7 protein-coding genes and 1 other RNA gene are annotated in these 17,384 nt (G+C 58.0%); 1 reads left to right on the top strand and 7 read right to left on the bottom strand.

Features of this window, described 5'->3' with window-relative positions:
* Nucleotides 1–48: 48 nt before the first annotated feature.
* The 4 genes from recR to ffs form a co-directional block, all read right to left on the bottom strand.
* Complete coding sequence (gene recR / locus PSR62_RS10610; RefSeq protein ID WP_274407720.1) at nt 49–648, bottom strand: recombination mediator RecR; 600 nt, start codon at nt 646–648, stop codon at nt 49–51.
* Nucleotides 645–1,031 (bottom strand): YbaB/EbfC family nucleoid-associated protein, encoded by a 387-nt coding sequence (locus PSR62_RS10605; protein ID WP_274407719.1) that lies wholly within the window; start codon nt 1,029–1,031, stop codon nt 645–647. Before PSR62_RS10605 ends, recR begins: the two co-directional genes overlap by 4 nt.
* A gap of 70 nt (nt 1,032–1,101) precedes the next feature.
* Nucleotides 1,102–3,024: a DNA polymerase III subunit gamma/tau gene (gene dnaX / locus PSR62_RS10600; RefSeq protein ID WP_274407718.1), complete on the bottom strand. Its 1,923-nt coding sequence runs from the start codon at nt 3,022–3,024 to the stop codon at nt 1,102–1,104.
* 58 nt (nt 3,025–3,082) lie between these two features.
* Nucleotides 3,083–3,177: signal recognition particle sRNA small type (gene ffs, locus PSR62_RS10595), an RNA gene on the bottom strand.
* 262 nt (nt 3,178–3,439) lie between these two features.
* On the opposite strand from ffs, the gene PSR62_RS10590 reads away from it, so the two are divergent.
* The gene (locus tag PSR62_RS10590) at nt 3,440–4,105 is read left to right on the top strand and encodes a DUF2141 domain-containing protein (RefSeq protein ID WP_274407717.1); all 666 of its coding nucleotides are present in this window, start codon (nt 3,440–3,442) and stop codon (nt 4,103–4,105) included.
* Nucleotides 4,106–4,161: 56 nt separating this feature from the next.
* Here the strand turns inward: PSR62_RS10590 and rarD are convergent, their stop codons facing one another.
* The 3 genes from rarD to PSR62_RS10575 are packed head-to-tail and all read right to left on the bottom strand — an operon-like array spanning nt 4,162 to nt 17,284.
* Nucleotides 4,162–5,106, bottom strand: a complete 945-nt coding sequence (gene rarD / locus PSR62_RS10585; protein ID WP_274407716.1) for an EamA family transporter RarD — start codon at nt 5,104–5,106, stop codon at nt 4,162–4,164.
* The gene (locus tag PSR62_RS10580; RefSeq protein ID WP_443217385.1) at nt 5,099–16,126 is read right to left on the bottom strand and encodes an SDR family NAD(P)-dependent oxidoreductase; all 11,028 of its coding nucleotides are present in this window, start codon (nt 16,124–16,126) and stop codon (nt 5,099–5,101) included. Before PSR62_RS10580 ends, rarD begins: the two co-directional genes overlap by 8 nt.
* An 18-nt stretch (nt 16,127–16,144) precedes the next feature.
* A complete protein-coding gene (locus PSR62_RS10575) occupies nt 16,145–17,284 on the bottom strand; it encodes an ABC transporter permease (RefSeq protein WP_274407714.1) in 1,140 nt (379 codons plus the stop codon).
* Between the last annotated feature and the right edge of the window lie 100 nt (nt 17,285–17,384).

Here is a 17,384-nt window from a genome sequence, read left to right as displayed (position 1 = left end):
GAAAACCGAGTGAGCGAATTCGATGCCAATTCATCACTGGCATCGAGATTATAACCGCTGCCTACCCGTCAACGCATCAGCAATTATTTCGCGATTGGCATATTCCAGGACGCTGCCGGAAGTGATGCCGCGAGCCAAACGGGTGATTTCCACCGGGAATTCCTGCATTAAATTAGATAAATACAGGGAAGTGCCATCACCCTCGACCGTCGGGTTGGTCGCCATGATGATCTCAGAAAAATTTCCTGTCCGCACCCGCTCCACCAGCGAATCGATGGTCAATTGGTCAGGTGTGATCCCATCCAGGGGTGCGATTCGGCCAAGCAACACGTGATACAACCCCGAGTAGACCCCCGACGCATCGAGGCTGAGCAGATCTCGCGGTTGCTCGACGACACACAGCCGCGTGGCATCGCGTTTGGGATCGGCACAGATGCGGCAAAGCTCGGTCTCGGACAGGTTGTAACAAACCGAGCAGTAGCGAACGTCGGTGCGAACACGACGAATCGCGGACGCAAGCGCCAACGCCTCATCCTCATGGACTCGCAGCAAATGGAACGCCAACCTCTCAGCGCTTTTACGACCGATCCCTGGCAGCTTGCTGAGCTGGTCGACTAAATCGGATACCGCACCGGCATGCCCGCTCATCCATTGCCACCCGTCAGGCTCGTCAGCAAACCATCGACACCGGGCATGTTCAAATCCATGTCCGATGCAAGCTGACTGATTGCACTGGCGTACAACTGCTTGGCAGCTGCACCGGCCGCGTTGGTCGCATCGCGAATGGCGTGCTGCAAATCTTCGGGGGCAACCGCTTCGCTGCCACCAACGCCCAAGATCTCGGGAGCGATCTGCACCGATTGAACTTCACCGATCCCATTCATGACCACTTCCACGTGATTGCAAGACGAACTTGCCGAAACACGTTCGCTTCGCATCTGGTCATTGAGCTCCTGCATTTTCTGCGGGATTTCTTGCAGCTTGCCAACCATCGAAGCGATGTTGCCGAGATTGCCGAGGCCTTTGAACATGGGACCAATCCAATGGAACGAGAGTCAGGGAGATCAAATAAAAAACGAACGAATCCGATCGTCACGATGCTCAACCGCGAGGGGTGTCGACGCGAACGATTTCCGCGCCCAGCAATTCGACGCAGGATTGAACCAAGGGGTTGGCCTGGATCTCGCGCATTCGCTGCATCCGATTTCGATTCTTTGGTTTCGCGGCCGCAACCGGCTCAGCCTTTTTCACCGCGGTCGCTTCGAATTGCAAGGTAGCACGCCGACCAGTCACCCGGGCAACGGTTCGAAGAATTTCCTCTTTGTGCTCCGGCATCTGGCACCGACTCAGTGCCAACCCAGAGCTCCCTGGAAAAACCAACCGAAGGACGCCGGGCTCGGGTGAATCCACCCGCTCGGCTGCTTTGGCCAAGGTCGCGGTCATCGGATCCATTTCCTGAAGCACCTGCGACCAACCGGACTTGGCTTCCTCACTGGAAATCAGCGGGTAATCATCCGTTGAGGTGGTCGATGCAGCTCGCTCACCGGATGACTCCGCCCCAGCAGTTGCCGGGGGCACAGCAGGTGATTGACTCGATCCGGTGGGGGACGAGGCTTGGGCGACGGGCGCGGAGGATGGTGACGCTGGGGGCGAGGAACTGGACGTAGCCGTTGCTGGAGCAACTGATTGCGCCGAACTGGCCGTCGCTTGATGAGCAGCAGCGGGTTCCGACGCAGAATCGACACGAACATTTGCCGCCTCACGATCCGAAGCGGAACCGGAATGAGGGGCTGCGGGCGCCGCCGCGGGAGCCGAGCTAGCTACCGGGGGCCGCTTTTTTTTTTCGCTGCCGCCCTTTCCACCGCTGGCACCTGACGCTGCTGCCGCCAAATCCGAAATGGCCTGCAAATCGGGCAGGTGGCAAACCTGAATCACCGTCGCTTCCAGCAACACCCGAGCGTGGACGCTGTGCCGAATTCGAACCAACGTTTCATCAACCAAGCCGACAATTGCGAGCACCGTTTGCAAGCCCCAACGACCTGCCAACTCGCCCAACGCACCGTGCATCGATGCAGCGGCGTATCGCATCAGAGAGGCTTCGCAGCCGACGGCAACCGCCATCAAGTCACGGAAGTAGCCAAGCATTTGCTCCGCCAACCGACCTGCGTCGACCCCTTCTGCGATGGCCTCATCAATCTGGGATAGAGCGGCCGCGGCATCTCGTGCTGCCATGGCTTCGGCCAAACGATGAAGGCGTTGATCGTCGGCCGTCCCCAGCATCGTGTGCACATGGTCGGCCGTGAGATGCCCGTCGCTGAAACTGAGCACTTGTTCGAGCAACGATTGACTGTCTCGCATGGACCCAGCGGCACGGCGTGCCAGCAGCTCCAACGCTTCCTCTTCCACCGTGTTGTTTTCGGCTTCGACAATCTCGCGCAGACGCTGCACGATTTTATCGCTTTCAACGGGCGCAAAATCGAATCGCTGACAGCGACTGAGCACCGTGATCGGAATTTTTTCCGGATCGGTCGTGCAAAAGATGAATTTGACGTGCTCGGGCGGCTCTTCCAGCGTCTTCAAGAGCGCGTTGAACGCGGCCCCTGTCAGCATGTGAACTTCGTCGATGATGTAAATCTTGTACCGCGAGCGGCTCGGTCGCACACCCACGTTGGCTCGCAACGACCGAATCTCATCGATCCCACGGTTGCTCGCACCGTCGATTTCAATCACGTCGACGTCTTCGCCCGAATCGATGGCCTGCGCAACATCGCTTTCGTTGTCCGGATTTGCCGTCGGACCGTCGGGGTGATTCAGGGCCTTCGCAAAAATCCGAGCGGTGCTGGTTTTGCCGACCCCGCGGGCCCCTGTGAACAGGTAAGCGTGCCCCACGCGAGAGGTTTCAATCGCGCCCTGCAAGGCTCGAGCAACATGGTCTTGACCGACCAGCTGCGTGAAATCCCGCGGCCGATAGCGTCTTGCAACAACGACGTACGACCCGTCGTCTGCAGAATGATCGTCGCTCACAGATTCACATGAATTCGTAGAAACGGTTAAAAAAACCGGCTGGCAATCGCGTCTGCTCGGTGGAGGCAACCCTCACACAAAGTTACACCGCTTATGGCTGCTCCAGTTAAGGCCTGACCAGGTTCACGACTCACAGTCGCAAGGGTCGCCACCATCAAGCAGATCGCTCCGCTAGTTTAGGTCAAGCATCCCTTTTGTGAAACCCATCCCAGCCCCAGTTTGACGAAGTTGCAGGTTGAATCACTTCGTCGCATCGATCGCACATTTCGGTTACCCTGAGGGCACTCGTTGTTCACCACCAACGATGCCTGGGACAGACTGTTCGGACGATCGATTCGCCATCGAATCTGCTGAAACAGCCTGATTGAGCGAAACACAGGTCCAGTCGGGCTGATCTTGTCGGGGAATGGTACAGATGGAAAACGGGTTCGAACCCCAAGCAGAAATAAAATCCGACCCCATCGAACAGGTCGAGTTGGAACCAAGCTGGAACGCCTGGCAGTCACTACCAGAGCGCTGGCAACAAAACCACGGCTCGCTGCTGATGGCGTTTGCGACCCTGGTCTTTCTGACCGGAATCGGCGTCCTGACTTACCGACAGAACCAATTCCGCCCCCCAGCATTCCCAGATGCGTCCAGCATCAATCCCGCCCACAACAATGCCTTGACGGCACTGGACCTGGCCACCGGCGAAGCTGCTAACGCGACCGAGGAACGTGTCTTGATTCGAGTCATCGGCGCCATCCCGAGTGACTCGCTGGTTTGGCTGGCACTCTACAACGCCGACACCTCGTTCAACGATCCCGAGAATGCCCTGGTCGCCGCCCAGCTTCCGATCCAACCCAATGGTGTGGCCGCGTGCACGATTCCAATCAGTCAGCTCCCCAAACGATTTGCCATCGCTGCGTTCCATGACACAGACAACGACGGGGCGTTGTCCCGAAATCAATTTGGGATCCCCGCCGAGCGTTATGGCTTCAGCAACAACGCGCGCGGAAAATTTGGGCCACCGGACTTCGAAGAAGCGGTGATCGATCGGCCTGAAAACGGCGAGACTCCCATCGACGTCGAAATCTACTGAGCCGGGACTGCCAGTGGCGTTTTCCCGAGCCCCCTTGGTCACGCGAGAGGTGGGCCTCAATTCGCTTCCGCAACCAGCGTGGAGCGTCGGCGTTTGAATTGAGACGCCACCAAGAAGATCAGCAACCCAATCCAAACAAAAACAAACCCGACCTTTCTGGATGGGTCCAACGTCTCTTCAAACAACACGTAGCCCACCCAAAACTGCAGCGTCGGACCAACGTATTGCAGAATGCCCATCAGCGATAAATCCACTCGCTGGACAGCGGCGGCAAAGAACGCCAGCGGTGCAATGGTGATCAATCCAGCCCCCAACAGCATCCCAAACTCGACGGGCGTCCCGGTTTGCATGGTCGAAACCCCCTCTGCCAACCGCAGGCCCAGGTAGATCGCTGCGGGAACCACCAACACGGTGACTTCCAACATCAAACCAAGCAGCACGGGGAGTGTGGCCTTCTTCTTCACCAAGCCATACACCGCAAAGGAAGTCGCCATGGCCATCGAGACCCACGGCAAACCACCGTTGCCGATCGCCATCACCGACACACCCACCGCGGCGAACCCGACCGCCACCCATTGCGGCCAACGAAGACGCTCGCCCAAGACCACCACCCCCAACAACACGTTCAACAACGGGTTGATGTAGTACCCCAGCGACGCCTCCAGCACCCGGTTGTTGTTGACCGCCCAAATGAACGCCAACCAATTGATTGCGATCATCAAGGCCGCCACCACATAAACCGCCCAAACACGGCGACTGCGAAGCTCGCGGAAGACGACAGAGAAACCTCCCCACCGACCGCGCCACAGCATGACCGGCAGCACCAATCCGAGCGTCACGAACGACCAAACAATCCGGTGAGACACCAATTCCATTGAATCAGCGTTGCCGATTTGTCGCCAATAAATTGGAAACAAACCCCACATCGTGTGAGCCACAATGGCGCACACCAATCCGATTTTGAGTTCACCGCTGGGCGAGTGCTTCGGCGTCTCAGCCACCCGCATGACTCACTTTGGGATTCGAGCCATTCCGGTTCGAGCCACTCAGTCCGGAATTCGCGTTCAAGGAGTCGCAGAGAGCGCCAGCCAAGTGCTTGACGTGAGGATCCTGAACCATGCTGTGGTGATGCCCAGGCGTTGAAATCACCTCCGCGCGATCCGCCAAATGTGACCAACCACGATCCGCACTGCCTTCCGTCTCAAACGGAACGTCGGTGGGTCGGAACAAGACGATCCGTGTTGCGATGGGTTTCATTTTGTATTGAGTGGCCAATTTCAAATGGTGATGGAACAGGGCTTTCAAATCATCGATTGCCCGAGCGGCAACGTCAGCGGGTGTGTCTTGATCCAACACCCCCAGCTTCTCTGCGTGCTGCCACAGGAAAGGCAATTGCTCTTCACTGGGGAGTTGCAACAACTCATCCAGCGTCAAATCGATCCCGTATTCCAATCCCACGTTGGTTTGATCCTCCGCAGGGACCAGCTCACTGGCCCCACTCGGGATGGACGAATCGAGCAGAATCAATCCCTCCACCTCTTGCCCAGAGGCAATCAATTGCTGGGCAACTTCCATGGCAATGACCCCGCCGACCGACCATCCGCCAATCACGTACGGGCCCTCCGCCCGAACCGAGCGAATTGCGTCGGCATACTCGGCGGCCATGGCCCGCATCGTCTCTGGCAAAGCTTCTTTCCCGTGCAATCCCCGCGAACGAATCGCGTACATCGGCTGATCGTCCGGCAATTCCGCCGCCAATTCCCGGTAACAAACAACGATGCCGCCCGGCGGGTGAACCATGAACAACGGAGTCCGCTCCCCGGTGACTTTCAACGGAGCCAGCAATTCATTCAGACCGTGATTCTGCTGGTTCGCTTGGTCTGCGTAGAAATCAACGGACGACTCCCCAAATCGTCGCGAAAGCTCGTCGGGATACAGCGTTGCCAGGCGCCCGGCCATCGCGGAAATGTCGGCGAGATCAAAGAGCAACGACGAGGGCACGTCGACCCCCAAATCTTCACTCAACCGGTTCGTCAACATCGCCGCCTGAAGCGAACTGCCGCCAAACTCGAAGAAGTTCTGATTGATCCCAATCAACTGCGATCCCAACAGTTCCGTCCAACGATCCGCAAGATGCTGTTCCAAACTGGTCCGTGGTGGCTGATAGGCCGCCAAGGCGGACGCGTCTTGCGCGAGTTCTGGCAACGCGTTCAAATCCACTTTGCCGCTCGCGGTCATCACCAAGGATTCCACTTGCTGCAGGTGAGCGGGTCGCTTGTACGGCGGCAAATGCTCCGCCACATGATGCTGCAACGACAACACCACATCGCTCCACTGCGACCTGCGTTCCGCAGGCAAGTCCCCAACATCGCCCGAATGTCCGCCCGTCGACTCGGGCAAGTCCAACTGCACAAATGCAACCAACTGGCTCGCCTCGGTGTCGCCAATCTTGCGAGGAACCACGGCGGCCTGGGCGACCGCGGGATGATCCTTCAGCACACTTTCAATTTCCGTCGGCTCAATGCGATACCCACGAACTTTCAGCTGCCGATCCATGCGTCCCAACACCTCCACCATGCCATCCACTCGGCGACGACCTTGATCGCCAGTCAGGTAAGCCCGTCTGCCATCGGACAACGTCACAAACCGCTGGCGAGTCAATGGCTCATCCCCCAGGTACCCGTCGGCCAATCCCTTCCCGACCAAGGCCAATTCACCCACAAACGTGGACGGCACTTCGCGTCGATCCGAATCCAACACGAGCACATCGGTATGATCCGCAGGCAAACCAACTGGAATGCGTCGTGGCGAATGAACGTCGATGATGCGGTACGCGGTCGCTTCCACCGCAGCCTCAGTCGGACCGTAACAATTCCAAATCTGGGCTTCACTGTTTCGACGAATCGTCCGCGGCAGGCTCTCGGGCATTGCTTCGCCACCAATCCAAACGTGACGCAACGAATGACAATGTGCAAACTTGCGATGGGACGCGACCAAGTCGATCCAGGACGGCACACCAACCAAGACCGTCACACCTTCGCGAATGATTTGGTCCACCACAAAATCGACATCGGCGACTCGATCCACGTCCGGCCAGACAACGCTGGCTCCTTGAGCATAGGCAAACAATGTCATGCCCAACCCGGCATCAAATTGATGCGACAACGGCATCAACATCCGGTCGGATGAATTCAAGGGCGTGATTCGACCTCGCCAACGCAACGTGTTCGCGATCGCACCCTGCGAAACAACAACGCCCTTCGGAACTCCGGTTGTTCCCGACGTGTAGATCACGTAAGCCGCATCCTCGGCGGTGACCACCGGATCTTTCGCCGCACCAGGGAGCGAGGATTGGCCGTTCCCGTTGCTCGCACCGTTTTGCGAACCAGTCAGCTGGTCCCATGTGAGCAACTGCAATCCCGAAGGAACTTCCTCGCCAAGCTGATCGACCAAGATCCTGGTGGCTCCGGTTTGCTGAACCACCAGATCCAGCATCACCGACGGACGAGTGGAATCCAGAGGCACCGGAACAGCACCGATCTGCTGCAACGCTAGAATCAAATCCATCGCTTGCTGGCCGGGCTGGGCCAGCACAGGCACAAACTCACCCCGTTCAAAATGATGCGTCTGCAACCGTCGAGCGATCAAGTCTCGAGTCGCAACCGATCCCGCAACCGCTTCTTCGGCCAGTTCGGAAAGGGAAGGGCTGGCGGGCTTCAGTTTTGGCGACCGGAACAATCGGTTGAAGGATCGTCGCCGACCACTCCCAACCTCAGCCTGCTCCTGTGAACTCGATGCCTGGGTCTGCGATTGCTGATTCGCTCCCTTCGAAATCAACGCATTGAGAGTCGGCCCATCGTCGTTCGCCTCGCCGCTCTTTCGATCAGACGACAACAATTGCTGAGGGGTTGATCGCTGATCCTGCATCCCCTCGAACAACTGAATCGAATCAACCAATGCGTTCGGCTCCGCCAACAACTTCGCTAACAGCGACACGAACTGATCCGCCATCGCCTGCATGGTGTCCGCTTCGTACAAGTCCTGGCAATAAACAATCATCCCACCCAGATGATCGCCAGTCATTTCGAAAATGAATTCCAAATCATAGTGACAGGTTTGGTGCGGAACCGGATAGCTTTCCTGTTTCAACCCTGCCATGTCCTTGACCTGAGTCGCCGAAGGAAACAGATATCCGGCACGTCCCTCTTCGTCTCGCACGTGCGCCTTTTCAAACGTGCAAGAGACCTGAATCAGTGGGCTGCGTCCGGTGTCACGAGGCGGATCCACATCCCGAACGATTTGGGCAAAGGGGTATTCTTCGTGCTGCATCGAGTCAACCAAGCGATCGCCTGCGCGGCGGACCAGATCCAGGAACGTGGGATTCCCAGAAACGTCGGCCACCAACGGCAACATGTTGACGAAGAAGCCGACCGTGTCTTCCAGATCAGAGTACGTCCGCCCCGCAAAAGGACTTCCGATGATGAACTTCTCTTGACCGCTGGCTCGATGCAAGAGCACCTGAAGCGCCGCCATGACAACCGAGGACGAAGTCACCTGAGCGAGTTTGGCGACTTGATTGATTGCCGCACCAACCTCCTCCGCGCATTCGATTCCGACAATTTTGGCAGACTGAGTGAACGTTGTCGGACGGGTTCGATCCGTCGGCACTTCCAAGACCTGGGGCACATCCACCAACGTCTTCGTCCAATACTCCTTCAGCAATTGCCCCCGTTGCGAATTCAGCAACCGACGCTGACGCAATACCAACTCGAAGTAGTCCTTTTCCGGCGCAACGATGGCTGGAACCGCCCCGGTCAAGTATTGCGGGTAGAACTGTTTGATCTCGCCCAGAATCAAAATCAACGACCAGAAATCAACCACGATGTGATGCGTCGTCGCAACCACCACCCAGTCGTCTTCCGCCAACCGAAACAGACGCGTTCGCATCATCGGTCCATTCTGCAAATCGAAGGGACGCTGGGTCTCTTCGATCACGGCCCGGAGCATTGCGTCTTCAGCATGCTCGCCATCGCCTGATGCCGACCAATCCTCCACCACAAATTCAGGTTTCAGTTCGTCGTGAACGATCTGATGAAGCTCGCTCGATGAATCCGTGAACGTCGTCCGCAACGCCGCGTGACGCTGCACCACGCCTTCCATCGACATCCGCAATGCATCGACATCCAGCGGTGATCGCAAGCGAGTCGGCAGAAACACATTGAACGCCGTCCCGTTCGGATTGCGACGAAATGCGTACCAAAGTCCCGTCTGCTGGTCCGACATGGGATAACATTGACGGTCCTGCATCGCCGGGTCATCCGCGATTTCACCTTGCTCCTCCCCACCAACTTGCGTTCCCCAGGCTGCTTCGGAATCACCGGTTTCGGCCGCCAAGGATTCACTGAGCGTCGCCACCAAGGATTTCAAGCTGGACCCACGCATCAGGGAACCAATCTGAAGTTTCAACTGCAGTTGTCCTTCGATCCAGTTGCGAAGCTCAACCGCCATCAATGAGTCCAACCCCATTTCCAACAGGGGGCGGTCAGCATCCAGTTCGGCAACGTTGCCTCCCAACAAAGAAGCCAACTTGACCGACACCACTTCCTGCAAGCAACGCTCCCGATCTGAGGCTGGTACCTGACGGAGTGATTCACCGTTGAGCGTTTGCTCTGTGTCATTGCCTCCCCGAATCAAATGCGCAAATCGGGGAGAGACATCCTTGGTCAAACCCAACCCACGCCAACGTGACCAATCCATTCGCAGCACGCTGCACTGGGTCACTCCACGATGCAAGGCTCGCGCCAAGCATTCGGTTGCTTCGGACGAAGAGAAATCCAACACACCCTGACGCCGCAGACGCTCGCTCAAATCTTCCCGTTCGGCCAAGTAGCCAACTTCACCAAGGTGCCCCCAGTTGACCACCGTCGCAGGCAGCCCTGACACTCGGCGGTGATGGGCCAACCCGTCCAGCAACGCGTTGGCCGCGGAATAGTTCGCTTGTCCAGCGTGCCCAAACACGCTCGACAAAGACGAGAACAATATGAATTGATCCAGAACACGATTCCGAGTGGCTTGGTGCAAATTCCATCCGCCGAGCACCTTCGGCCACAGCACTCGATCCAAGGTCTCCCGATCGAGATCGACGATCAGTCTGTCTTCCAGCACCATCGCGGTGTGCAACACACCACGCAGCGGCGGCAACTGTTCATCCATGTGATCCAGCGTCCGCTGAATCTCATCGGGAACCGTGATATCACATGGCAACACGACCACCTGAGTCCCGCGAGATCGCATCCCCTCGATCACAGGAACGGCTTGTTCGCGAATGGTTTTGCTTCGGCCGCTGAGCACCAATGTGCCTGCCCCCGACTCGGACATCCAATCCGCGATTCGCAAACCGAATCCGCCTAAACCACCAGCCAACCAGTAGGTTCCGTCACTGCGGAACTGGAATTCCCCTTCGTCGCGAGCTTGCACCTGCACGGGTGGAACGGTGTAGTCAACGATCACCTTGCCAATGTGCTTGGCCTGCTGCATGAACCGGAACGCCGAAGCAGCGTCGGACGCTGCAAAACGCTTTGGAACATGGCCGTGATAAACTCGCGAATTGAACTTCTGCACCACCGCTCGCAGACGCTTGCCCATTCGCACAGCATGCTGCTGAAACAGCTGATCCAAATCAATCGCAAAGAAGGCGAGGTTATTTCGCAACGGGTACATGCCCAACGATTGATCGGCGTAAATGTCCCGTTTGCCAATTTCAAGAAAACGCCCGCCAACTCGAAGCAAACTCATCCCCGCTGGGATGGCTTCCCCCGGAAGCGAATTCAGAATGGCATCGATGCCCGGTTCCCCACGGGACGCCGTCAATTCCGCGATCTCAGAAACAAAGTTCAGTGAACGGGAATCATGAATTTGCTCGACGCCCAGCGACCGAACATGTTCTCGTTTGAAATCATTTCCTGCCGTCGCGAAAACCTCCACGCCCAACTCGTGCGCCACCTCGATCGCCGCCAGCCCCACGCCACCACTGGCGGCGTGAATCAAGATCGATTCATCGTCCCTCAACCGAGCACACGAATTCAACGCGTGATCCGCCGTCAGCCAAGCCACCGGAATTGCGGAGGCATCGACCAGGTCCATCGATTCAGGAGCCTTGGCAACCAACGCCGCGTTGACCAACACATGCGTTGCAAATCCGCCGGGAGCCACCGCAATGACTTGATCGCCAATCGAAAATTCGTGGACGTCATCGCCCACTGCCGTGATCGTGCCGCTGACTTCGGCGCCCAACGCCACTGGGCCAGGAGGCAACCCTGGGTACAGATCCAACACCTTCATCACATCACTGAAATTCAATCCCGCGCCGGCGACCTGAATCTCAACTTCGTCCGCATGCGGGAAGACTCGCCCGAAAGCCTGATGTTTCAGTTCGTCGACTCCCGACGCGGCACCCTTGACCAACCGACAGGCAGAACGGTGCTCTGGATCGGTCGCCGTCCCGCGTTCTTCCCGATGCGTGTCGGGAACGAAACGGTGGACATATCGCACACCATCTCGCAACATCACTTCGTCTTCCGCGTCTTCGCGTGCCCACTCAGCTGCCAACCCTTCCAGTGGAAAATTGGCGTTCGGATCGCAATCCACCAACCGCGTTCGCAGCGATCCGATCTCGCTCACGATCACGCGTCCGACACCGACCAAGGGCATCTGAATTGCAGCCACCGGTTGATCCAATTCATCACCCGATTGAGCCCCCAAGGTCACAATCGTGAACCGCGTCGCCGGCCGATCGGGAATCGCTTCCCAACTTTGAACGAGATGCAGCGGAGCCCGCGTGCTCATCAAGGTGCTGTCACGAAGTGCCTCACTGGCATCGCTTGGCGACATCGCCTCCAACGACAGCGGGTCCAACGCATCAATGGCCCACAGATAAACCAAGTGCCAGTCTTCCGTTGACTCACGGACCCCCAGTTCATCCCACAATCGTGAAAAGGATTGCGGGCTATCGGCGTCCACCCAGTAGCAATCCTGTTCCACCGAGTCGCCGCCCCCGAACTGTCCCGCGTGCTGAGAGGGGTCTTCAATGGGATGCACCCACAGGAAGTCTTCGCGAGACTTTCCCCAGCCGCGAACGAGCTCATCGACGAGATCCGCTGGCGAGAACACCACCATTCTCTCGTGCGTTGGATTGGACGAGCTTTCCAAATCATCCGCCTGCCAACGATATCGATACAGCAGATCCTTGGTCGACCTTTCGGTTTCGGCGCCCACTCGTCGGCTTTCGAATCCAACAATCGAACCCACGTGCGATCCATCGTCCAGATACAGGTCCAGATCCGCCAACAAACGGTGCTCTGTCTTCAGCCGAATTTTCGCATGCACCGTCAACGGTGAACCCAATCCGGCGGACTGAATTTTTTCGAGATCGACTTGGATGTCTTCCATTTCATGTGGCAAGTACAACCCACCCGGCGACTGACCGAACAGTGGATCGCAAACCACCATCGCATGAAAACAACTGTCCAGCACTGCAGGATGAACGAGAAACAGCGAGGCCTCTGCATCGAAGGCAGGAGTGCGAACAGATTGCTCCAATTGCACCGTGGCAATCGACTCGCCATCGCACCGAACGCCCTCGCGAATGCCTTGGAACGCGGGTCCGTAGTTCAGGCCGATCGACTGGCAATAGTCGTAACATTCCTCGGCGCCGAACATTTGCAGGCAACGTTTCCGCCCCGCCTCCAATTCCGCTCGCTTGTCAGCGGCATCAATTGGCGCAGGAGTCCCATGGGTCGTCGCCAAGAGCGGCGTCCAAGCATCCCCAGGAATCTCACTGTATCGAATTTCGATGGAACGTCGGTCGCCCGCCAAGGAGGTTTCCAATCGATGCGTCTGCGATGGATCCAAGATCATCGCGTTGAGCAACTGCAATCGCTGAAGCCGGATCTGAGTGGGCTCGGGATCGCCCGCCAATTCGCTGGCCTGAGACAAGACCGAGAGCGTTCCCGACAACGCCATCTCGATTCCCGCTGCGGCGGGGAACATGGCCGCACTGCGAACACGGTGATCGAGCAGATAGGCTTGGTTCTCAGCATCCATCCGGCCACGGAAAACCGGGTCGGCCGATCGGTCCGCCTCACCGAGCAGCGGGTGCACGGAGGTCGTCAGTCGAGAGCGACGGGATTGCTCCGATTCCTGCCACAACGCGTGCTGCTGCATCGGATACAGCGGCAACTTGGCTCGCTTCTTCGGTCGAGGCACGACCCCCGACCAATCGATTTCAAACCCCAGAGAGAACAAATCACGGAGGCTGCTCAACCACTGCCTTTCATCTTGATCGGCCCCAGCTGACTGGCTGGATGTCGATGCTGTTTTCGGTCGCCGCGCCGTCGCAATCAGCTGAATGTTCTGTGTCGTATGCCCGTAACACTCCGTCGTCGCGAACGCCAACACGGGGTGTGGTCCCAGCTCAATCCCCACGCCATGTCCCGCCTTCGCCGCCGCCATCACCGCGTCAGCAAATCGGACGCCGCTGCGAACGTTCGTCCACCAATATTCACCAGCCAATGAATCGTCTTCACGGATCGCTCGTCCGGTCACCGTCGAGATCATCGGCGTGTGCAAAGGCCGCGTCTGGATGCCATCAAGCGACCGCAACAACTCGTCGCGAACCGGGTCCATTTGTGGACTGTGAAAGGCATACTCCACCGCCAATCGACGACAGAAAATCGAATCCGCTTCGATCGAAGTCGCCAATCGTTCGATCGCGTCCTTGTCACCGGACAACGTGATCGAAGCCGGGCCGTTGACCGCGGCAATGGCAACCGTCGCGGGCATCAACGGATCGATCTCTGCGAGCGCCGCGATCCGTTTCTCCGCTTCCTTTTCCGTCAACCCAACTGCAATCATCGCACCGCGACTGGTCGCCAGATCCATCGTGCGGCCGCGATGAATTGCCACGCGGCAAGCATCTGCAAAATCCAGCCCACCGGACAGGTGCGCCGCGGCGATTTCACCGACGCTGTGTCCAATGATCAAACTCGGACGAATCCCAACCGAAGCCCACATCGCGGCTTGCGCCACTTGGATCGCAAACAGGGCTGGCTGCGCGATGGAGGTGCGATCCATCCGGGTCGTTTCCGAATCGCGATGCAGCTCTTCGATCAGCGACCATTCCGAGGTGTGCTTTTCAAACTCGATCTCAATGCGTTGGATGATCTCACGAAAGACCTTGTTGTCTCGATAGAACCCACGTCCCATCGCCCACCACTGCGGCCCCTGACCACAACACAAAAACACAATCCCCTGGGACCGTTCTGCAGCAGGCAAACGAGCCGGAATCACGGAGGTTTCATGGGCGGCAGCCGAGCGCAACGAATCCGCCAGCGTGTTCAACTCCGCTTGCAGCGACGAAACATCTTCGCCAACAACCCACGTGCGAACATCATGGTGCGTGCGGTGATGAGCGGCCGTCGCTGCCACTGCCGCGAGCTCGAGCAAACCGTCGCCAGACTGCGATTGTTCGGTCAGCCAGCCATTCCACTGATCCGCAACTTCCACCAATGACTTGCGGTCGGTCGCCGAGAGGGGCAAGACAACTGGGCGGGTGTCGCCAGGTTCGGCCGCGTCCTCTTCGTCGGCAAAACCACTCGTCGATTGGCTTGCCACCTTCCCACGCGGAGCTTCTTCGACGATCAGGTGACCGTTCGCTCCGCCATAGCCGAACCCGTTGATCCCGGCGATCCGAATCGCCCCTTCCGCTCGCCAAGGCTCCAACTCGGTCGGAACGTGCAGGTTCCAACCGAGCAGATCGATCTCGGGGTTGGGGGTTTGCAGATGCAAGTGAGGCGGGATGGCTTGATGGTGCATCGACAGCGCAACCTTGATCAAGCTTGCAATGCCAGCCCCGGCTTCCAAGTGCCCGATGTTTGTTTTGACCGAACCGATTCGGCAGGGTGAATCGCGATGCTGCGAACTCGATGCGATGACTCGCCCGAGCGCCCCAGCTTCGATCGGATCCCCAACGGCCGTTCCGGTCCCGTGAGCTTCGAAATAATGCACGTCGGAGGGATCGACCTCGGCCAACTCACAAGTCCGTCGGACCAACCGCTCTTGCTGTTCACCGCTGGGGACGGTCAAACCGGGAGTCCGACCGTCTTGATTCAGTGCGGTCGCCCGGATCGTGCAGTAGATTCGGTCGCCATCTTGCTGGGCCTCGCGGAGTGGTTTCAGCAGCACCATCCCCGCGCCTTCACTGCGAGCGTATCCGTTGGCACGGGAATCAAATGTTTTGCAACGGCCGTCCGGTGACAGCACGCCGAGCTGACTGAACGCGACATAAAAATCCGGCATGATCAGCGCATTGACACCACCGGCCAGTGCCGTTTCAGCTTCGCCGTTCCAGATCGCTTGGCAAGCCATGTGCAGCGCAACCAAGGAGGACGAACACGCAGTATCGACGGCGACGCTTGGCCCTCGCAAATCAAAACAATACGAAATGCGGTTGGCCGCGATGCTGCTGGACGAGCCCGTGTTCGTGTACGGTCCCAGCTCACCTCGATCTTCGAAACTCAGGCTGGCGACCGCGTAATCGATGCTGCTGATCCCGGTGAACACCGCGACGGGGCGACCTGCCAACGTGCCAAGCGGTGCACCGCCATCTTCCATCGCCCGATAAGCGACTTCCAACAGCATTCGCTGTTGCGGATCCATCGCCGCGGCTTCGCGGGGCGAGATCCCGAACAGGGCCGGATCAAATCGTTCGATGCCACGAACATAGCCGCCCCATTGGCTCTGCGTTTTACCAGGCAATGGCTCGCCGGGCCGATAGAACTTTTGCAAGTTCCAACGATCGCCAGGGGTCCTCGAGATGGCGTCTGTTCCTGATGCCAACAGATCCCAAAACGCGGACGGATCGTCCGCATCCCCAGGAAAGCGACAACCGATGCCCACGACGGCAATTGGTTCGTTTCTCACGCCAAACCCTACCTTCGAATGTTTCGTTGTTTCATGTGTCATGCGTCATTCGCCTCGCAATCATCCCTGGTGGCGAAGGGCATCCGCAGGGCGCATCTGTGACGCACGCCAAACGGGCAATGACGCGCCCAATACACCAATCCCTAACCCCACGACGAGCCCTCGCACCCAGACCCCACTCGCGATCGTCGGCTGCAGCAATCCACCCGTTGCTTCGCTGTTTGCCAACACCTGCAGCAACACGCTCGCACCGAGTCCGCCCAAAACCGTCGCCATCAACGCGAGCATCACCGATTCGCAAAGGATCACCCCCGCAATTCGCTTGGCTGGCCAACCGATCGCTCGCAAAATCCCAATCTCGCCGGTCCTTTCGAGAACACTGGTCATCATCGTGTTGAGCGTTCCAATCGCTCCCACCAACAACGCGATCGTCGATGTCATCCAAGCCATCGCGCCGGCCAACTGCATCCGGGTATCCGACCTCACAAACTCATCCGTCGCCAAGGGCAGAAGCTTGACATCCACCGCTCTGATTCGATCCACCACCTGACCCACGTCAGCCGCTTGAATCGACTCGTCCAGCACCACGTTGATGTACGTGATTTGCCCGTCACGCCCCGCCAAATCCTGAAGCTGGTCCAAGGGCACGATCATCGAACCATTTTCCCAAACGCTTCCACTTTGAAAGACTCCCGCGACGAGAAACGGTTCATCGAACAGATTCAAAATCGCGCCCGGCTGACAATCCAATCGTCCCGCCAGGTTCTCGCCCAAATAAACCTGCCCCTTCACCTCTGAATTCTCAGACGCCACTGAGTCGGGCGATCGCATCTCGTAGTCATTGAACAACCACGATTCCGTTCGCATTCCCATCGCTGGAATTCCGTAAACCTGCTGATCTTCCGCCGACAAGGTTTCCAACAAAACTCCCGCCGCACTGGCGACGCCTTCGACCGCGGTCACCTGCGCGACATAGGTTTCTTCCAGCGAACTGCTCAAGCGATCCGCGGAACCCTGGCGTGAAACAACCACATCGACTCGATGCGATTCATACACACCTCGGAATGACTCCGTGAACCCTTCGGCCACGCCCGACAAAGCCATCACGGAACCAATCGCGGTGGCCAAGGCCATCAGCGTCAGCCCCGTGCGCAGCGGTCGCCGCCACAGGCTTTTCAGTACGAAACCGAAGTAAGTCAACGGATCACCTAGGTAACTGGTTCAAGTGAAAACAGCGAACGATCCCAATCAATGACGACCGCGTGACTTCGGCACCCATCTTCCCAGTCACAAATTGACA

This window comes from Rhodopirellula sp. P2 (genome assembly GCF_028768465.1).
Classification (GTDB): Bacteria; Planctomycetota; Planctomycetia; order Pirellulales; family Pirellulaceae; genus Rhodopirellula.
The sequence above is the reverse complement of the archived record's forward strand: the minus strand, read 5'-3'. Positions and strand labels throughout refer to the sequence as shown.